This is a genomic window from Dyella sp. 2HG41-7 (genome assembly GCF_021390675.1).
GTDB lineage: Bacteria > Pseudomonadota > Gammaproteobacteria > Xanthomonadales > Rhodanobacteraceae > Dyella_B.
The window spans coordinates 701,845-720,337 of the sequence record NZ_JAJEJV010000004.1 but is presented as its reverse complement, the minus strand read 5'-3'; the positions used below and the strand labels follow the sequence as shown (position 1 = coordinate 720,337).

Here is an 18,493-nt window from a genome sequence, read left to right as displayed (position 1 = left end):
GCCGCGTTTGCGTTGAAGTTATCGAAGCGCTCGCGAAGTGAAAACGCCGGATCCCTTCGGATCCGGCGTTTTCTTTTACCCCTTGTTCGTTTACCCCAGAGCCCCTCCCTCAGGGCACTGGCAAGTGATATCACTTTGATATATATCTGGCCACCTCACCGGAGGTATCGCCATGAATGAACGGAACGGATTTTCGGTAGCTGGCATCCCATTCGTCTTTGTCTGCCTGGTGCTTTTTCTCGTCGCGCTGGGCTTGCTGTTTCATCTCGAAGTCGACGCATCGCCCGGGCCGCGCTTGCTCGGCATCGTTTTGTTGGTGGCGGAAGTGTTCGGGCTGAAGGGCTTTTTCCAGGTCGCGCCGAACGAGGGACAGGTACTTCAGCTTTTCGGACGCTATGCGGGCACGGTTCGCGAGGAAGGTTTGCGCTGGACCAATCCGTTCTGTACGCGCCGCCGCGTTTCATTGCGCACGCGCAACTTCGAAAGCAGCAAGTTGAAGGTCAACGATAGCGACGGCAATCCGATCGAAATCGCGGCGGTCGTCGTGTGGCAAGTAATCGATACCGCCGAAGCGATGTTTTGCGTCGATAACTACGAAAACTTCGTCACGATCCAAAGCGAATCCGCGCTTCGCCAAATGGCGCAAAGCTATCCGTACGACGCCCACGAAGCCGGCCAGCCGTCACTTCGCAGCCACGGCGAAGAAATCAACAATCACCTGCGCGACGAAATCCAGGCCAGGCTCGGCAAGGCCGGCGTGCAAATCAGCGAAGCACGCATCAGCCACCTTGCCTACGCGCAGGAAATCGCCCAAGCCATGCTGCAACGGCAGCAAGCCGGCGCCATCATCGCCGCTCGCCAACGCATCGTCGAAGGCGCGGTGGGCATCGTCGCCATGGCGCTGGAGAAACTGCGCGGCCAAGGCGTGGTCGATCTCGACGAAGAACGCAAAGCGGCGATGGTCAGCAACCTGCTCGTCGTGCTCTGCGGCGAGCGCGCCACACAGCCCGTGGTGAATACGGGTACGTTGCATAACTGACGGCGACATGGCGACCGAAAAAAAACCTTTTCCATTGCGCATCAACGCGCATGTCCTAGAGGCCATGCAACGATGGGCCGACGACGAATTGCGCAGCGTTAACGCGCAAATCGAATTCGTGTTGCGCGAGGCGCTTTACAAGAACGGAAGATTGAAAGCCGGCAAGACCAAACCTGTCGTGGATAAAGACGGCTGACGTCGAAAACCGCGCGAACGATCCGCATCGCACCGGATCGTTCGCGCATCCTCTATTAAAGGTGATCCGCGTCGATCACCGCCTGCGTAAACGCCTGCGGCGCTTCTTCCGGCAAGTTATGCCCGATGCCGCCGCTGATCAGCCGATACTGGTATTTACCGGTGAATTTCTTCGCATACGCTTCCGGTTGCGGATGTGGCGCGCCGTTGGCGTCGCCTTCCATCGCGATGGTCGGCACGGCGACAGCGGGAAATTGCGCCAGGCGTTTTTCCAATGCGTCGTATTTGGTTTCGCCCTTGGCCAGATCCAAACGCCAGCGGTAGTTGTGGATCGTGATGGCGACCTGATCGGGATTGTCGAACGCCGGTGCGCTTCTTTCGAACGTGGCATCGTCGAAATTCCATTTCGGCGAAGCCAGCTGCCAGATCAACTTGGCGAAATCGTGATGATTCTTCTCATAGCCGAGACGACCGCGCTCGGTGGCGAAGTAATACTGATACCACCACTGCAGTTCGGCCTTCGGCGGCAGCGGCGTCTTGCCGGACTCCTGGCTACCAATGAGATAACCGCTCACAGTAACCAGCGCTTTCACGCGTTCCGGCCACAACGCGGCCACGATATCCGCCGAGCGTGCGCCCCAATCGAAACCGCCGAACACGGCGCGCTTGATATGCAGCGCATCCATGAAGTCGATCACGTCTTGAGCCAACGCAGCCGGCTCTGCATTGCGCGCCGTCTTGTCGGATAGGAAATGCGTGTCGCCGTAGCCGCGCGCATACGGAACCAGCACGCGATAACCCTTCGCCGCCAGCGCTGGCGCAACCGCCTGATAGCTGTGAATGTCGTAAGGCCAGCCATGCAGAAGAATCACGACTGGGCCATCGGCCGGCCCCATTTCGGCGTAAGCCACATCCAATACGCCAGCGTGGACGTGCTTTAGCGAACCCCACGGATCTTGTGATACGGATTTGGCCGTGTTCGCTTGCGTGGATTGCGCATGCACGTCCATCATGCCGCCCTGAGCGACTAACACGGCGACAACAGCCGCACCAAGCATGCGGCGACGCATCGCTTTCGTTTTCCAGATCATGATTTTTCTCCTGTAACTAAATAGTCCGCATGGCGATTCGGTTTCGCACATACCAGCGCCTACCGATCGACCAAGGCTCAAGGCGGCATAAACGCCAATCTCAGTAGCGCAGTATCACCCACATCGTCAAAAGCGTAAGCCGAGTCATCATGCATGACGCTCATGACAAGGTGGCATATACCAATCCAACACGTTTGGGCACTTGTGCGCGACAGGTACTGCGCATTGCGTTCGTCAAACCGATACCCCGCCGCTAACGACACGGCATAATGCCCTGTCGAACCAAGACCGCCATAAGGAATTCGCCGATGAAACTTATCCGCCGAATCATCCTCGCCACCGCTTTCTTGAGTACGTGCGCGATCGCGCAAACCGGGAACGTCGCGCGGACCGACAAACCGTGGTGGAACGGCGCGGTGTTCTACGAGATTTATCCGCGCAGCTTTGGCGACAGCAATGGCGACGGTGTCGGAGATTTGAACGGCATTACGCAACATCTGGATTATCTCCAGCGGTTGGGCATCGATGCGATCTGGATTACTCCGATGTATCCGTCGCCGCAAGTCGATTTTGGTTATGACATTTCCAATTACGAAACGGTCGACCCGCAATACGGCACCCTGGCCGATTTCGACAAACTGATCGGCGCCGCGCACCAACGGCATATCAAGGTGCTGCTGGATATGGTGCTCAACCACACCTCGGACAAACATCCGTGGTTTATCGCCTCGGCGGCGTCGCGCAGCAATCCAAAGTCCGACTGGTATGTATGGAACGACGGCGCCGACGCCAACGCGTCCGGCATCACGCCGTTCCAAAAGCGCTATCAGCATGAAGGCAAAGTGCCACCCAACAATTGGGAATCGGTCTTCGGCGGTTCGGCATGGCAATGGGTGTCCGCGCGACATCAGTTCTACTACCACCGCTTCTACATCCAGCAACCCGACCTCAATTGGCGAAACCCTGAGGTCGAAAAAGCCATGTTCGCGTCAATCCGTTTCTGGCTCGACCGCGGCGTGGACGGTTTCCGGTTGGATGCGATTTCCACTCTGTTCGAAGATCCAAAACTGCACAACGATCCGGAGTTGCCAGGCACCAACGATCAGGGCGATCCGAATCTGCGCTCGCAATACAGCGACAATCTTCCGGAAGTGCACGACGTGATGCGTCGCCTGCGCGCCGTACTGCAAAGCTATCCCGGCGACCGCGTATTGATCGGCGAAACCTACACGCCCAACGTCGCCGAACTAGAGAAATGGTACGGCGGCAAAGAGCAAAACGAATTGCAGCTGCCAATGGATACGCAACCCGGCTTCGGTGACGGCGCCAACTTCAGTGCGAATTGGTTTCGTCAGTCGCTGCAGATGTCGCAGCAAGTAACCGGCGAACCGCTGATCGTGTTCGACAACCACGACAACACGCGCTCCATCGACCGCTTCGGCGACGGCGCGCATAACGTCGCGCGCGCCAAAATCATCGCGACATTGTTACTCACCACCCGCGCCAGCGCCCTTACCTATTACGGCGCGCCGATCGGCATGGTCACCACCACGCCCACACGAAAAGAAGATGTGCGCGATCCAATCGGCATCACTGGCTGGCCGAAACAAAAAGGCCGCGACGGCGAACGCACGCCGATGCAATGGACGACCGGTCTTCAGGCCGGCTTTTCTAGCGCGAAAAAAACGTGGCTGCCGATCGCCAGTGACTACCGCACGGTCAATGTGCAAAGCGAACTGAAAGATCCCGAATCGCTGCTCAACTGGTATCACCAACTCATCGCGCTACGCAAAACCGAGCCGGCTTTGCGCGATGGCACCATGCAGTTCTTGGATAACGCCAACAACAAAGTGCTGACCTTCCGGCGCAACGGCCCCGAACCGGTGATCGTCGCAATGAACTTCACCGACTTCGCGCAACCGCTCGCCGCCAATCTTGCGTCTAGCCACATCCGTACGCTCGCCACCACAGCGCCCGAGCTGCAGCACGCTACGTCGATACAGGGTGTGAGCCTGCCGCCTTATGGGGTGTGGGTGTTCAAAGTTGACGGAGCCGGAGATTCAGCAGGCGCCAAATAGCGCCCCCACTGTCATCCGTTTTAAGGCGCCAATCACCGATGACCAGTGCCTCTGACGCAACGTCAGGCGACGTAAATCGTGCGCGCAATTCTTAGGACAGTGTGATTCCACACCCTAGGACCATCACGCGCGCTCGTACATGGAACTCCAAAGCGCTTACCGCACATTACAGTCCGCGACTACCCGCATTCTTACTTTCACTCCGTTGGCGCGCGTGCATTGGTGTGAATAACTATGCAGGGGCCGAATGCCGTCCTGGTGGTTTCTCGGCCCGACCGGAATGCTTGCGACACCCAGACGACCATCGGCGCGAGCCAGCTGGTCTTTAGCGGGGCGAGGATTTAGCGATAGACGATATAAGTGACTTTACGTCGCTTGTAAAAACAAGCTTGTGCACAGCGCGCAGGCGAAAAAGGACATTTCGATGCGTACATGTAGGCAAAGGAGCTGCCTGTGGGTGGCGGCGTTGTTGGTGCTTTCCGGTTTGTGTCGTGCCCAATCGGCGACCCCAGACCAGGAATATCAGAAGCTGATCCAGGTCGATCGAAACATCGAGCCGTTGGGTGAGCATCCGTTCGGGGAAAACATCAATCTGTACGACGGGACATTGTCGTTCAACGTCACCGACGTCAGCTTGCGCGGCAATGGCCCTACGATCACGGTGAAGCGAAAACAAGGGTCACGGTGCACGCTCATCGAGCGATTTGGCCTTTCAGCACCTTCGAATCTTTGCTGGCCAGGTACGTTGCCATAGATCGGCCTCTCGCTTCGCGAAAGCTAACGACAGAAAGTCCATCCTGCCCATGCCCCCGTTTTGCTCCTCAGGGATTGGCCGAAATACCCGCCGACAAATCTTTCTCCATGGAAACCAGATTCGCATTCGTTTCGCGCAGCGTGCCGCGCAACTGGCGCACGGTGTGCAGAAACGAGGTCGGATCGACGGGTCTGCCGATCTGCAGATCCGTTCTTAAGTCGGTGGCCTTGGGCAGATCCATTCCCGCGTAGATACCGTGTTGTTCCCAGTCGAGTATCTCGCGGAGTTCGGTATAGGCGGTCGAGTAGGCGCGAAGCTGGTCGGCGGGCATCCACGTCACAGCCTGGTTCGCGACCGCCATGTTCCACGCGTTGACCGGGGTGTCGGGGAAAAAGATACTTATTTCGTAGTCGGCGCGATGTGCATGAATTTGCTGGTTGATGACATCGTCCGGCGTGTTGTTGGTTAACGCGGTAGCGACCAGATCATCCATGCGGTCCAGCTTCTGCAAAACCTTTTCATTCTTGGCGACCGCGCCGCGGACGCTATCGAGGTCCGTGCGCAATTCTTCTCTGAGCTGCGCGCTGGCCGCGGATGACGCATGCGCGTGATGCATGTGTTCGATCCACGCTTCCAGACCCAAGGCGGTCAGGATGCTGAGCACGATCATCAGGTAGTGCTTTAGGAAGTCTTTGACTCCTTTCAGAGGCTTTTCAGGCAGCTCGATGTGCATCGCGTCCGGCTCCAGAACGATCCGTGCGCAAGACTAGCGAGTTTGGGGGCGCGTCGAAAGCGTCGAAAGGCGGAGGCGCCCAGCTTTTGCTCGTCATCCCAGCGAAAGCTGGACGTAGCGCATAGCGCGGAGAACGTCCGAAGGACAGCCCCAAAGGGGTGAGCGCAGCGAATCATCCAATGACTTTGGAGTGCGTAAAGACGCTGGATCCCAGCTTTCGCTGGGATGACGGTGAGGCGGTTTGAATTATCCGCGCGAAGGGCGCAGTCGTCGTGACTGTATGCGGAAGGCGAAATGCTTAGCTCAGTGCAACGTAAACAGCTTATCGAACCCGGCCACCCGCAACGTACCGCGCAACGAGTTGCTCGCGTTGACGATGCGAATCTCCGCCCGATCGCCACCCGCGTGTTCGCGCAGCAGCAACAGCATGCCGAGCGCGGAGCTGTCCATGCTGTCCACTTCGCCCAGATCGATCACATAGCTGCGCGAGGGTTTGCGGTCGCCCAGGCAGGCTTCGTGGAAGCTGCGGTGGACGCTGAAATCGAAGTGGTTGTCGAACTGGAGGGTCACGCAATCCTGTTCGAGGTCATGTTGGACGTTGAGGCTCATGACGGTCTCCTTAGAACAATTCGATTTCGCCGGCGTCCATGGTGTTCTGCAAGGCAGGACCACGCGACCGGATACGGGCTTTTTCGCGCTGCAAGGCAAGGCGCTCGCGCACGCGTTCGGAATGCTGGCGCAGCACCTGCACATCAAAGTTTTCGCAGGCCAGCGATTCGATATCGCGCGTGGTGTCGGCGGCGACGCCCTGCAGTTCGACCAGGCGCACGCGCGTCTGGTTGAGCAGCTGGCTGAGGATGTCTTCGAACTGAAGCGAACGGATGGTGGTGGACACGTCGTTGCCGAGGCCGCGATTGATCTCGACAACCTGATCGGCCACGGCGCTGGTGCGCGCGTCGCTTTCGGTGACGTGTTCCATCATCGCGTCGATGCCGCCTTTCGCCGACAGCGCCACGTTCAAATCCTGCGAGGCCAGATCGCCGACCAGACCACGCACCTGTTCCATCGCGATGCGCGCGCGTTCGACGTGGCTACCGATCTGTTCGTTGAATTGGTTGGAGTGGCTAGCGAGGTTGCGAATTTCACCGGCGACCACCGCAAAGCCGCGGCCGGCTTCACCCGCGCGCGCCGCTTCGATGGCGGCATTCAGCGCAAGCAGATTGGTTTCTTCGGCGATCGTATTCACGTTCTTCAGCAACGCAAACACCGCGTCCATTTCCTTCGACATGCCGTCGATGCGATAGACAATGCGCAGGCTTTCGCGCGACAACTGCACGATCAGGCCGACGAAATGCTGCAGCAGGTCGCCGGTGCGCGCGGCGAAATCCTGTACGGATACGCCGCCGTTCTGCGTGCCGATAATCTGCTTCAACAACGACTGCTGCATGCCAGTTTTCTGCGACAGGCCGTCGAAGCCGCCGCCAAGTTCGGAGACGGCGTCGCGCAGCAAGTCCAGCGCCTGATGCAATTCGCGCGAGGCATGTCCGAGTTCGTCGACCAGGGCGCCGCGAATATCTTCCAGTGCTTCGCGTACCGGCGCATGGTCGGGCGCGGGCGGCGCCTCCACCACGATGGCGGCGGCCATTCGGCGGCACTCGAAAATCCAAACACCGCACAGCGCGGTGATCAGCACCGGCGCCATCCACGCAGGATGCCAGACAAGGCCCAGCAGCAAGGCGACGAGACTCGCGCCGATGCCGACGTAAGGGCGTGAAGCAGAGGTGGGGATGATCACGGACATAAGAGGTTCCGATACGTCAGGACGCAGCGCGTCGTGCGGTTGCGATAGGTTGTTGCGCCAGCACCAGCAGGCGCTCGGCAATTTTTTCCAGCGGCATCTTTTCGTCGGCCGCACCCAGTTTCCACGCGGCGCCGGGCATGCCCCACACCACGGAGCTGGCTTCGTCTTGCACCAACGTAGGTGCGCCGCTTTCGCGCATTTCCAGCAGGCCACGCGCACCGTCGTCGCCCATGCCGGTCAGCAGCACGCCAATGGCGGCGGCGCCGATGCTTGCCGCAGTGGAACGAAACAGCACATCCACGCTGGGCTTGTGACGATTGACTTGCGGACCGTCGTGCAAGCGACACACGTGCTTGGCGCCGTCCCACATCACCAGCAGATGTTCGCCGCCGGGCGCGATGTATGCGTGGCCCGGTTGAATCGGTTGGCCGTCACGCGCTTCGCACACACGCATGGCCGAGCAGTTGTTCATGCGCGTCGCAAACGGACCGCTGAACGCTGCGGGGATATGCTGGGTGATGACCATCGGCGGCGCATCGGGCGGCATCGCTTCCAGCAGTACGCGAATCGCTTCCGTGCCGCCGGTGGATGCGCCCACCGCGATGATGCGCGTGCTACCGCGCGTACCCGGCGACTGCGAACGCGGCAACACCACATCGGCGGAAAGCCGCGGCGCCACATCGAGTTTCTGCACTTGCGTAAAGGCGCGCGGACGCGTGCGTGCGGCCAGCTTTACCTTTGCGCAAATTTCCTGCGCGCTTTCCGCAAAACAGTTGGCCAGATCGCTGGAGGGCTTGGTGAAGAAATCCACCGCGCCGATTTCCAACGCGCGCAGCGTCACTTCCGCGCCGCGCTCGGTCAGCGACGACACCATTACCACCGGCATCGGTCGCAGACGCATCAGGTTTTCGAGGAAGGTCAGCCCGTCCATGCGCGGCATTTCGACATCGAGCGTCAGCACGTCGGGATTGAGCTGCTTGATCTTCTCGCGCGCGATCAGCGGATCGGCGGCCACGCCGACCACCTCGATGCCTGGATCGGAATCGAGCATGGCTGACAACAGCTTCCGCACCAGGGCGGAATCGTCGACTACCAGGACGCGAACTTTATCCATTACTGCTTACTCGCTTTATGCATCGGCTGTGAGGTGTTCGTTCAAAGGAAGAGCTTCAAAACAGCTCCACCTCTCCCTTTATCGGATCGTTCGCCAAACGCTTGAGGTAACGTTGCTCGTTGGCCGCCAATTCGGCGTCGCGCTGGCTGCGCAACTGGCGCACGCGCACCCTTCCGCTGGCCGGAAAAAACTGCAATTGGCGCGGATAGATATCGCCCACATCCGACGCCACCAGCGGCAATTTTTCCATTTCAAGATAACGCGTCACGAAGGCGATATTGCGCTTGCCGACATCGGTCATCTGCGCCAGCACGCGGCCGCCGCCGAAAATCTTTACCGTCAGTGCTTCGCGCTTGCCGCCGGCTTTCAAAATGGCGTTGATCAGCTGCTCCATCGCGTCGCTGCCGTAGCGCGCCGCACGGCCGACGGCGGCCGACCAATCGTTGCGCTCGCCGCTCATCGGTTCGGGCAACATGAAGTGGTTCATGCCGCCGATGCGCCGTTCCGCATCGCGAATGCACGCCGATACGCACGAGCCGAGCACGGTGGAAACCATCTCTTCTTGCGCGCTGACGTAGTACTCGCCAGGCAAAACCTTGACGGTCATGCAGCTGTGCGTGGGGTCCCAGAATCGACGCATATGCTCGAATCCGGGCAACACGGGGGCAGCGGTGTTGGGCGCAAAGGCGACGCCCGGCAGTGGTGCTGTCATGGGACGGATTTCCGATAAACAGTGCGGCCGACCAGTTCGAACGAATCGGTAAGGCCGTACATCGATTCGGAATGACCAAGAAAGAGATAGCCTCCTTGCTCGAGCAAGCCGGCATAGCGCGAGAACAAACGCTGCTTGGTCGGCTTGTCGAAATAGATCACCACGTTGCGGCAGAAAATCGCGTCGAACGGACCGCGCATCGGCCAATCGCTCAACAGATTGAGCGGCTGAATGGTGACCAGCTCGCGCAGTCGCGGATGCACGCAGGCGTAGCCTTCGTAACGTCCCTCGCCGCGCAGAAACCAGCGGCGACGACGTTCGTCGCTGATGCCGCCCATGCGATCGAGCGGATACATACCGGCGCGCGCCTGCTCCAACGCCTGCGGCGAAAGATCCGTCGCCAAGATGCGCGCATCGACCTTGCTGCCGGTGCGTTCCAACGCTTCGGCCAACACCATCGCCAACGCGTAAGGTTCTTCGCCTGTGGAGCAACCTGCAGACCAGATGCGCAGACGTCCGCCGTCTTTCTTTTCCTGCAGCCAGCGCGGAAGCAGCTCGTCGATCAACAGATCGTAGTGGTGCATTTCGCGGAAGAACGATGTGACGTTGGTGCTGATGGCGCTGGCCAGTTCGCCCATTTCGCCATCGGGCTCGCTGCGCAACAGATCGCAGTAGCCTTTGAAATCTTTCAATCCCAAGGCGCGCAGACGGCGCTGCAGGCGGCCTTGCACAAGCTGGCGCTTCTGGTCGCTGAGCGAAATACCGCAATACTGATAAACGAAGTCGCGCAGAAACTGGAACTCGGCATCGCCCAGCAACGGCCCACTCATCGAAGATGTCGAATTGGTATCGGAGAGAGTTGCCGTCGTCATTGCCAAACCTGCTGGGCGCTTAAATCAGCTTTGCTTTCTGTTTCCTCTCCCGCGCGGGGAGAGGTTTTGTTTTTTCCTTCGCTCGAATCGATGCGTCAGAATTCTTTCCACACGCCGCTGTCGGCGGTTTCCGGTGCGGGGCGGCGCGTCGGCGCAGCAGCCGGTGCGGACTGGCGCACGGCGGCGAACACGGCTTCGGTTTCGGCCATGATTTCTGCCGCTTTCGGCTTGGCCGATGCGCTGGCCGCTGCTTCGTCGCCGAGACGGAAGAAGTTCACCTGACGCGACAGTTCGCCCGCCTGTTCGTGCATGGCGCGTGCGGCGGCGGAGGCTTCTTCCACCAGCGCGGCGTTCTGCTGCGTCATTTCATCCATCTGCGACACGGCGTTGTTCACCTGGTCGATGCCGGCGGATTGTTCCTGACTGGCCGCGGCGATTTCCGCCACGATGTCGGTCACTTTCTTCACACTGTCGACGATGTCGGCGAGCGCCTTGCCGGATTGATCCACCAGCTCCGAACCCGTGCGTACCTTGTCGGCGCTGTCGTTGATCAGCAGCTTGATTTCCTTCGCCGCACCCGCGCTGCGCTGCGCGAGGTTGCGCACTTCCGTCGCCACCACCGCGAAGCCGCGACCTTGTTCGCCGGCACGAGCGGCTTCCACCGCGGCGTTCAAAGCGAGCAGGTTGGTCTGGAACGCGATCTCGTCGATCAGGCTGACGATGTCGGAAATCTTGCGGCTGGAGCTATTGATTTCGCGCATGGCGGTGACTGCCTGCGCCGCCACTTCGCCGCCGCGCTCGGCCTGTTCGCGTGCGCCGCGAGCGAGCTGGTTGGCGTGGCTGGCGTTTTCCGCGTTCTGTTTCACGGTGGAAGTCATTTCTTCCATCGACGACGCGGTTTCTTCCAGGCTCGACGCTTGTTCCTGCGTGCGCTGGCTCAAATCGTCGTTGCCACGCGCAATCTGCTGCGCCGCCGTGCTTACCGCATCGGAGCCCTGGCGTACTTCGCCGACGATATCGACCAGGCGTTGATCCATCGTGCGCAGCGCGTTAAGCAATTGCGCTAGCTCATCGGTGCCTTTCACTTCGAATACGTGACCGAGTTTGCCGCCGGCGATTTCATTCGCTACGTTCTTGGCGTGGTTCAGCGCACGCGAGATGGAGCGGATCAACAAGGTGGAACGCAGCAGCGCGAACAGCAGGCCGGCAGCCAGCGCGATCAGCGTCAGCATGCGGATGCGCTGATAGCTCTTGATCTGATCGGCAAAGATCTGACCCGCTTCGTCGCTCTGCACTTGCACGAGTTTCGACAGCGCGTCCTGGCGCTGCATCATCAGCGGGCGCAGTTCCATCTCGACGGTGTCGGAGGCGCCGGTATCGGCTTGCTTGATCGCGTCGAACACGTCTTGCTTGGCTTGCTCGTAATCCTTGTCGGAAGAGTGCCAATCTTTGTTCGCTGCAGCGACCGCAGGGCTCATGTCGAGTTTGGCGAAACGTCCCGTGTAATCGGTCATTTCCTTTTGATAGCGATCGAATTCCGCCATCTTCTGCTTCACTTGATCGGCCTTGCCGACCAGTGCCGCCGCTTCGCTGAGCGTGAGGAACGATTTCAGCGAATCGCTGCGCACCACGTCCAGATACTGCGAGGGAACCAGTTCCGACTGGTAAATGTGCTGTGTGCCGGCGTTCTGCTTCGACATCGAATACAGACCGATGGCCGCGCCGGCTAGCAGCATTACGCCGAGCAGGCCGACCAGCATGATCAGGCGGGCCCGGATGGAGAGCGACTTGAACTTGATTTTTGGGAAACGCAGTTTCATGGGTTGTATTCCTTCAGGCCACAGCTTTCACGTCACTGGCCGCATTGAGTGCGGCGTCGAGCATCTGCGCATCCTGCGGTTGCAACAATTTGTCTGCGTCGAGCAGCAACACCATGCGCTCGCCGACCGACGTCAATCCCTTCAGATATTCGGTATCCACCGTGGTGCCCATGTCGGGCACCGGACGTATCGCATCGCTCGTCACGTCGAGCACGTCGGATACGGCATCCACCACCACGCCGAACTGGCGATTGCCGACCGTGATAATTACGGTGACGGTGGTGGCGTTGTATTCCTCGCGCGTCAGGCCGAAGCGCAAACGCAGATCGATCACCGGCACGATCGCGCCGCGAAGATTGAGCACGCCAAGCACGTAGTGCGGCGACTGCGGAATGCGCGTCACGGGAGTCCAGCCGCGAATTTCGCGCACGGCCAGGATGTCGATACCGTATTCCTCGTGCGCAAGGTTGACGGTGAGGTACTGCGCCTGATCTGACATGTTTCGCCTCGTCGTTGGAGCACCCACACGGTGCCCCCGTTCGTAAAGGGAATCGGCGCTGCTGGCCAAAACTTGAGGCGTTTGCTGGCTTTTTTGGCTGTGTGGGGAGGGGTGAAATGTGAAGGCGCGGGGGTCGATAAGGCCCCGTCGAAGCGAGGCTTCGGGGCCGTTTTCCCGCTAGATTGGCCCCTCACCCCAGCCCTCTTCCTCGCTCCTCAAAGCGCGGCCATCCATGGCCGCTCCCCGCGTCCCGAAGGGGAGAGGGAGTCCGGCGTCGCTATTCGGCGACGGCGACCAGGGCGTCGAGGTTCGGCGTCCGCACCGGGACCTGCTTCGGCGCCGGGCGAGTCCCCTGCATCGTCCCGTAAACCCGGAAATAGCCCATCTGCGCGTGCAGACGGTCGGCCTGCTCCTGCATGGCGCGCGCGGCGGCGGCAGCTTCTTCCACCAGGGCCGCGTTTCGCTGGGTCGCTTCGTCCATCTGCATCACCGCGCCATTGACCTGGTCGATGCCGCCGGATTGCTCCTGGCTGGCCGCGGCGATCTCATTGACGATGTCGGTGACTTTCGTGACGCTGCCGATGATGCCCGCCAGCGCCTGGCCGGATTCGTCCACCAGCTGCGATCCGGCCTGCACTTTTTCCGCGCTGTCGCCGATCAGTGTTTTGATTTCCTTGGCGGCGCGCGCACTGCGTTGGGCGAGATTGCGCACTTCGGTCGCCACCACTGCGAAGCCGTGACCATGCGCGCCGGCATGCGCCGCTTCCACGGCCGCGTTCAGTGCTAGCAAATTGGTCTGGAACGCGATTTCATCGATCAGGCCCACGATATCCGCAATCTGCGCACTGGCCTGCTGGATGCTGCGCATGGCCGTGCTGGCGTGCGCGGCAACTTCGCCACCACGTTCGGCCTGAATGCGCATCGCCGCCGCAAGCTGGCTGGCGTGCTGGGCGTTGCTGGCGCTTTGCTTGACCGTGGCGGTCATTTCTTCCATCGACGCGGCGGTTTCTTCCAGGCTGGAAGCCTGTTCCTGCGTGCGATAGCTCAAGTCGTCGTTACCGCGCGCGATCTGCTGCGCCGCCGCCGTCACGGCCTGTGCGCTCTGCTGCACTTCGCCCACCACGTCGGTAAGTTTGCCGCGCATCCGTGCGAGCGCATCGAGCAGGCTGCCGGGCGTGAAGACGTGCACGTCGTCACTGCGCAGATCGCCATCGGCGATGCGTTGCGCCATCGTCAACGCGTCGTTCGGTTCGCCGCCGATGCTCTTGCGAATGCTGCGCATGGATTCCCACACCACCAGAATCACCAGCAACCCGACTAGACCCGCGCGCAACAAGCTGCCCATCAGCATCTGCTGGAATTGCGCGTCGATATCGACGAAATACGCGCCCGCCGCCACGTGCAGATCCCACGGTTTATAGAAGGACGTGTAGGTGATTTTGTGCTTGTCGCCCTTGCTGCCGGGCATCGGCCACATGTATTCGGTAAGACCGTGACCGTCGCGCTGATCGGCCGCCAGCATCTGGCGATACATGTATTTGCCGGTGGAATCCTTGTCGTCGCGAATGCTGCCGCCCACGCGCTTGGGCATGATCGGGTGCATGCGCATGGTCAAGCCGGAATCGAACACGTAGACGTAGCCAGTGCCGTCGTTCCAGCGCAACGCGGAAAGCGCAACCAAGGCGCGCCGCTGCGCTTCCGCATCGCTAAATTCGCCTTGCGCGGCGCGATCGTGAAAGCTCTGCATCAACGACACGGCGGTCGCCACTTCGTCGCTCAGCGCGCGCTCGCGCGCTTGCATCTGCAAGCCGCGACTGTCGATCGCCGACATCACCGTCAACGCGACCAACCCGATCACGACGATGGCGATGACCAGCCACACCCTGGCCGACAGGCTCAGGCGCGCGAGTATTTTCAAAGGGGACATCATCACGACAACCTTCAATGACATGGGGAAACAGGGCGCGAAGCCCCACGCGTTCCATGCATCGCCGCGCACTGCGCGCGCGAGAATCATTGCAGCGCTGCGCCTTTGCGCAACGCTGCGTCGAGCGAACTACGCCGCCTTGCGACGCGATTGCAGACGAATCAAGCCGGCCACATCAATGATCAACGCCACCGAACCGTCGGCAAGAATGGTCGCGCCGGAGATGCCGTCGACACGGCGATAATTGGCTTCCAGCGACTTCACCACCGCCTGCTGCTGCCCGATCAATTCGTCCACCAACAAACCGACTTGGTTGCCATCCGCTTCGACCACGATCACCAGCGCGTCCTCGATATTCTGTCGCGCATTGGCGCAACCGAACTGCTGATGCAAGCGCACGATCGGCCGGTATTCGCCGCGGAAGCGGAACAGCTCGCCACCGCCAGTCACGCTGCGCACCTGGTCGGCCTTCAACTGCACCGATTCCACAATGGAAACCAGCGGCACGATGTAGCACTCATCGCCCACCGCCGCACGCAGACCGTCGATGATGGCAAGCGTCAACGGCAAGGTAATCGTGAAGGTAGTGCCCTGGCCGGGACGGCTTTGAATGGCAACATTGCCGCCTAAATCCACCACGTTGCGGCGAACCACGTCCATGCCCACGCCGCGTCCCGACAGATCCGTCGTGACCGCCGCCGTGGAGAAACCCGGCTGGAAAATCAACTCGCCGACCGCTTCGTCGCTGAGCCCTTCGCCGCTCTTGATCAAGCCTTTTTCAAGCGCTTTGGCGACGATCGCGTTGCGATTCAAACCCGCACCGTCGTCGACGATTTCCACCACGATGGAACCGCCGCGATGGAACGCTTCCAGACGCAGCGTACCCATGTCGCCCTTGCCCGCCGCACGGCGTTTTTCCGGCGTTTCCAGACCGTGATCGATCGCGTTGCGCACCAGATGCACCAGCGGATCGCCGATCTTTTCGAGCACCGTTTTATCGAGCTCGGTCTGCTCGCCAACCATTTCCAGTTTCACCTGCTTGCCCAGCTTCTGGCTGAGATCGCGCACCAGACGCGGAAAGCGGTTGAACACCGAACCGATCGGCAACATGCGTATGCCCATCACGCTTTCCTGCAGCGTGCGCGTGTGTCGCGCCAACTGCGCCAAGCCGTGCTGCAACATCGCCAGACGCGACGGATCGAAATCCTCGCGGAACTGATCGAGCATTGCCTGCGTAATCACCAGCTCGCCGACCAGATCGATCAAGCCGTCGATCTTGTCGATGCCTACACGCACGGTGCCAGCATCGTTGCTGCTCGCCGCCGCACGCGCCGTTCCTGCCGCGGCGCCCGCACCGGCGGGCGCAGCAACGGCTTCGACCGGCGGTGCGGGCGGTGGCGCGGCGGCAACGAGCGGCTCGATGACCAGATCGCATTCGTCTTCGACCCATTCGAACACCGCCGCGATGGCTTCGCGTTTGACCGCACCGGTCAATTCGGCGCGCCAGGCAAGGTGGCATTCGGAAGGGTCGAGTGCGTCCAGCGCGGGCACACGATCCAACTGTGCCTCGACGACCAGCTGACCGAGCGCAGCCAGTTCACGCATAAGACGCAACGGGTCGTTGCCGCCGGCCAACATGCCGGCGTGGGGACGGAATTGAATAATCCAGCCGCTGGAAACCGTGGGTTTCTCGGCGGTTTTCGCAGCGACTTCCGATGCATCGCGTCCCGCCGCCAGCGCCAACTGCGATTTCAACGCATTGCTGGTTTCGTCGGCCAGCGGCAAACCGCTTTGCGCGCGCGCAAACATCGCGCGCAGGCAGTCGACGGTGCGAAGCAACAGTTCCACCAATGTGCGATCGATCGCACGACGCCCGAAATTGCGGCCGTCGCGCAATTGATCCAGCAGCGACTCCGCTTCGTGCGTAAACGCCGCCATTTCCGGAAAACCGAACGTGGCCGCGCCGCCCTTGATCGAATGCGCCGCGCGGAAAATACCGTGCACCAGCTCGGTATCGCCGCCCTCGTCGAGCGCCAACAAGCCGGCCTCCATCGTATCGAGGCCTTCGAGGCTTTCCTCAAAGAAAACTTTGTGGAATTGGGCGACGTTGATGTTGCTCATGGAAAGGGGATCCTGGATTAATCCTGATACTGCTCATGCCTCACGTCATTCCGGCGAAGGCCGGAATCCAGTTTGACTATGCGTCCGAAGGACACAACATCGATTCTGAGTGCTTCGCACAACGTGTTTGAACTGGATTCCGGCCTTCGCCGGAATGACGGTGAGGCGAGTTCAACCAAGCACGCGCTTGACGGTCGCCAGCAACTGCTCCGGATCGAACGGCTTCACCAACCAGCCCGTCGCACCCGCAGCCTTGCCTTCCATCTTCTTATCCGTGTTGGATTCGGTGGTCAGCATAAGAATCGGCACACCCTTGTAATCGGCGCGCGTGCGCAACTCGCGCACCATGCTGATCCCGTCCATCACCGGCATATTCACGTCCGCCAATACGAGATCGAAACGCGACGACGAGGCTGTATCCAGCGCCATCTGCCCGTTCTCCGCCTCGCTCACCTCATAGCCGGCGCTACGCAACGTAAACGCCACCATGCCGCGCATCGATGCCGAATCGTCCACTGCAAGAATCTTTGCCATCTTCCACCTCAAGTTCAGGCCGACGGTTTCGTCGGCAGTGCCAATACCTGTGCCAACCCGAGCTGCGTCGCTGCGTCATGCAACGGCACGCTCGCGCCCGCCCAATTCACCTGACGCGCGCGCTTCTGCGCTTCGCGTTGAAATACGACCAGCAATTGCAGCGCCGCCGTGTCGACACGGTCCACGGCGGAGCCGTCGAGGACGATTTGCGGGGAGTCCAGGGCGCCGGTGAGTTGCTTGTGCAGGTCGCCGACGTCGGCGATGCGGCAGTCGGCGGGGATGGCTATCCGCGTTTCGGTTTTGCTTTTGGTTGCCATGGCGGGGGTCCGCTGGGTTGGTCTCTTGTTGCCTTTATCGGCGCAGTGTTGGGTAGCTTTAGGTGGCGAGTTGCTGAAGTGTTGGTTGTGCGCGCTATTCGATATTTCGCGGGTTTTGAGATTGCCTGCGGCGCTTTCGGTCCGGAGGACCGAGTCACTTTCTCTTGCTTGCCCAAGAGAAAGTAACCAAAGAGAAGGGCACCCCCGAGGGTGCGCTTGGCGGGCGTCCTGCCCGCCAAGTCCGTGAAGGACTGACGGGGCTTTTCGACAGGGCATCCTGCCCTGACGAAAAGGCATGGGCGTCCTGCCCATGCCCCCTATCGGGGCCTGATCCGCCAGCCCTTCACCGCACCCAAGGGGCCCCGGGTAGAGCAGCGCGCCGTCGTGGCGCGCACTCGGTGCCAGCGCTTTGCGCTGGTAACCCAGGCACGGCCAAAACTGCAGGAATCGATGGCAATGCGGAGAACTTCATGCCCTTACCGGCGCAAAGCGCCGGCACCGAGTGCGCACATGGATGTGCGCAACGTGGGGCCCCTTAGGGCGCGGCAGATGGGCGAAGGAAAGCCCGCAGGGTGGCCGGCATGGATGCCGGCCAGTTTTTCGTCAGGGCAGGATGCCCTGTCGAAAAACCCCGTAGCCCATCTGCGTACTCGGAGGGCAGGATGCCCGGAGAGCGCGCCCTTTGGGGTGCCATTTCTTTTGGTTACTTTTCTTTGGGCAAGCAAAGAAAAGTAACTCGGTCCTCCGGACCGAAAGCGCCGCAGGCAATGCCAAATCACCCCAAAAAAACACAAAAAAACCCCTAAAGTCCAACCACCACCCGCCGATAACCTTCCCAAAGGTTCGCGACCACCCGTGCCAAACCCGGCACACCGCCAACCAAGGA

The 18,493-nt window shown here is 60.5% G+C and carries 17 protein-coding genes; 4 read left to right on the top strand and 13 right to left on the bottom strand.

Going from position 1 to position 18,493, the window contains the following annotated elements:
- Positions 1-172 precede the first annotated feature (172 nt).
- Both L0U79_RS04675 and L0U79_RS04670 read left to right on the top strand, forming a co-directional pair.
- Positions 173-1,039, top strand: coding sequence for an SPFH domain-containing protein (locus tag L0U79_RS04675; RefSeq protein ID WP_233840721.1), 867 nt, complete (start codon positions 173-175; stop codon positions 1,037-1,039).
- 7 nt (positions 1,040-1,046) lie between these two features.
- The gene (locus L0U79_RS04670; protein WP_233840720.1) at positions 1,047-1,235 is read left to right on the top strand and encodes an Arc family DNA-binding protein; all 189 of its coding nucleotides are present in this window, start codon (positions 1,047-1,049) and stop codon (positions 1,233-1,235) included.
- Between the two features lie 55 nt (positions 1,236-1,290).
- On the opposite strand, the gene L0U79_RS04665 is transcribed toward L0U79_RS04670, so the two are convergent.
- Complete coding sequence (locus tag L0U79_RS04665) at positions 1,291-2,325, bottom strand: alpha/beta hydrolase (protein ID WP_233840719.1); 1,035 nt, start codon at positions 2,323-2,325, stop codon at positions 1,291-1,293.
- Between the two features lie 308 nt (positions 2,326-2,633).
- On the opposite strand from L0U79_RS04665, the gene L0U79_RS04660 reads away from it, so the two are divergent.
- Together L0U79_RS04660 and L0U79_RS04655 are read left to right on the top strand one after the other, a co-directional pair.
- Entirely contained in the window at positions 2,634-4,403 is a 1,770-nt protein-coding gene (locus L0U79_RS04660) for an alpha-glucosidase (RefSeq protein WP_233840718.1), read from the top strand.
- A 457-nt stretch (positions 4,404-4,860) separates the two neighbouring features.
- Positions 4,861-5,157, top strand: coding sequence for a hypothetical protein (locus tag L0U79_RS04655; protein WP_233840717.1), 297 nt, complete (start codon positions 4,861-4,863; stop codon positions 5,155-5,157).
- 67 nt (positions 5,158-5,224) lie between these two features.
- Here L0U79_RS04655 and L0U79_RS04650 read toward each other — a convergent pair whose 3' ends face one another.
- The 12 genes from L0U79_RS04650 to L0U79_RS04595 all read right to left on the bottom strand — a co-directional run bounded on the left by L0U79_RS04650 (position 5,225) and on the right by L0U79_RS04595 (position 17,607).
- Positions 5,225-5,890, bottom strand: coding sequence for a hypothetical protein (locus L0U79_RS04650; RefSeq protein WP_233840716.1), 666 nt, complete (start codon positions 5,888-5,890; stop codon positions 5,225-5,227).
- Positions 5,891-6,193: 303 nt separating this feature from the next.
- Positions 6,194-6,499 carry an STAS domain-containing protein gene (locus tag L0U79_RS04645; RefSeq protein WP_233840715.1) on the bottom strand — a complete coding sequence of 102 codons (306 nt, stop codon included), beginning with the start codon at positions 6,497-6,499 and terminating at the stop codon, positions 6,194-6,196.
- Positions 6,500-6,509: 10 nt separating this feature from the next.
- Complete coding sequence (locus tag L0U79_RS04640; RefSeq protein WP_233840714.1) at positions 6,510-7,691, bottom strand: methyl-accepting chemotaxis protein; 1,182 nt, start codon at positions 7,689-7,691, stop codon at positions 6,510-6,512.
- 16 nt (positions 7,692-7,707) lie between these two features.
- Positions 7,708-8,805 (bottom strand): chemotaxis response regulator protein-glutamate methylesterase, encoded by a 1,098-nt coding sequence (locus L0U79_RS04635; protein WP_233840713.1) that lies wholly within the window; start codon positions 8,803-8,805, stop codon positions 7,708-7,710.
- Between the two features lie 55 nt (positions 8,806-8,860).
- The gene (gene cheD, locus L0U79_RS04630; RefSeq protein ID WP_233840712.1) at positions 8,861-9,517 is read right to left on the bottom strand and encodes a chemoreceptor glutamine deamidase CheD; all 657 of its coding nucleotides are present in this window, start codon (positions 9,515-9,517) and stop codon (positions 8,861-8,863) included.
- Complete coding sequence (locus L0U79_RS04625) at positions 9,514-10,389, bottom strand: protein-glutamate O-methyltransferase (protein ID WP_233840711.1); 876 nt, start codon at positions 10,387-10,389, stop codon at positions 9,514-9,516. Before L0U79_RS04625 ends, cheD begins: the two co-directional genes overlap by 4 nt.
- A 95-nt stretch (positions 10,390-10,484) precedes the next feature.
- A complete protein-coding gene (locus L0U79_RS04620; RefSeq protein WP_233840710.1) occupies positions 10,485-12,209 on the bottom strand; it encodes a methyl-accepting chemotaxis protein in 1,725 nt (574 codons plus the stop codon).
- Between the two features lie 13 nt (positions 12,210-12,222).
- Entirely contained in the window at positions 12,223-12,708 is a 486-nt protein-coding gene (locus L0U79_RS04615; protein WP_233840709.1) for a chemotaxis protein CheW, read from the bottom strand.
- Between the two features lie 277 nt (positions 12,709-12,985).
- Positions 12,986-14,635: a methyl-accepting chemotaxis protein gene (locus L0U79_RS04610; RefSeq protein ID WP_233843832.1), complete on the bottom strand. Its 1,650-nt coding sequence runs from the start codon at positions 14,633-14,635 to the stop codon at positions 12,986-12,988.
- A gap of 129 nt (positions 14,636-14,764) precedes the next feature.
- Positions 14,765-16,756, bottom strand: coding sequence for a chemotaxis protein CheA (locus L0U79_RS04605; RefSeq protein ID WP_233840708.1), 1,992 nt, complete (start codon positions 16,754-16,756; stop codon positions 14,765-14,767).
- Positions 16,757-16,927: 171 nt separating this feature from the next.
- Positions 16,928-17,290: a response regulator gene (locus L0U79_RS04600; protein WP_233840707.1), complete on the bottom strand. Its 363-nt coding sequence runs from the start codon at positions 17,288-17,290 to the stop codon at positions 16,928-16,930.
- A gap of 14 nt (positions 17,291-17,304) precedes the next feature.
- Positions 17,305-17,607, bottom strand: coding sequence for an STAS domain-containing protein (locus L0U79_RS04595; protein WP_233840706.1), 303 nt, complete (start codon positions 17,605-17,607; stop codon positions 17,305-17,307).
- Between the last annotated feature and the right edge of the window lie 886 nt (positions 17,608-18,493).

Bases quoted from the DNA above. Each gene is read 5' to 3' on its own strand.
- L0U79_RS04645 (WP_233840715.1), bottom strand. From the start codon at position 6,499: ATGAGCCTCAACGTCCAACATGACCTCGAACAGGATTGCGTGACCCTC.
- L0U79_RS04600 (WP_233840707.1), bottom strand. From the start codon at position 17,290: ATGGCAAAGATTCTTGCAGTGGACGATTCGGCATCGATGCGCGGCATG.
- L0U79_RS04660 (WP_233840718.1), top strand. From the start codon at position 2,634: ATGAAACTTATCCGCCGAATCATCCTCGCCACCGCTTTCTTGAGTACG.
- L0U79_RS04605 (WP_233840708.1), bottom strand. From the start codon at position 16,756: ATGAGCAACATCAACGTCGCCCAATTCCACAAAGTTTTCTTTGAGGAA.
- L0U79_RS04610 (WP_233843832.1), bottom strand. From the start codon at position 14,635: ATGTCCCCTTTGAAAATACTCGCGCGCCTGAGCCTGTCGGCCAGGGTG.
- L0U79_RS04635 (WP_233840713.1), bottom strand. From the start codon at position 8,805: ATGGATAAAGTTCGCGTCCTGGTAGTCGACGATTCCGCCCTGGTGCGG.
- L0U79_RS04615 (WP_233840709.1), bottom strand. From the start codon at position 12,708: ATGTCAGATCAGGCGCAGTACCTCACCGTCAACCTTGCGCACGAGGAA.
- cheD (WP_233840712.1), bottom strand. From the start codon at position 9,517: ATGACAGCACCACTGCCGGGCGTCGCCTTTGCGCCCAACACCGCTGCC.
- L0U79_RS04650 (WP_233840716.1), bottom strand. From the start codon at position 5,890: ATGCACATCGAGCTGCCTGAAAAGCCTCTGAAAGGAGTCAAAGACTTC.
- L0U79_RS04670 (WP_233840720.1), top strand. From the start codon at position 1,047: ATGGCGACCGAAAAAAAACCTTTTCCATTGCGCATCAACGCGCATGTC.
- L0U79_RS04665 (WP_233840719.1), bottom strand. From the start codon at position 2,325: ATGATCTGGAAAACGAAAGCGATGCGTCGCCGCATGCTTGGTGCGGCT.
- L0U79_RS04620 (WP_233840710.1), bottom strand. From the start codon at position 12,209: ATGAAACTGCGTTTCCCAAAAATCAAGTTCAAGTCGCTCTCCATCCGG.
- L0U79_RS04640 (WP_233840714.1), bottom strand. From the start codon at position 7,691: ATGTCCGTGATCATCCCCACCTCTGCTTCACGCCCTTACGTCGGCATC.
- L0U79_RS04675 (WP_233840721.1), top strand. From the start codon at position 173: ATGAATGAACGGAACGGATTTTCGGTAGCTGGCATCCCATTCGTCTTT.
- L0U79_RS04595 (WP_233840706.1), bottom strand. From the start codon at position 17,607: ATGGCAACCAAAAGCAAAACCGAAACGCGGATAGCCATCCCCGCCGAC.
- L0U79_RS04625 (WP_233840711.1), bottom strand. From the start codon at position 10,389: ATGACGACGGCAACTCTCTCCGATACCAATTCGACATCTTCGATGAGT.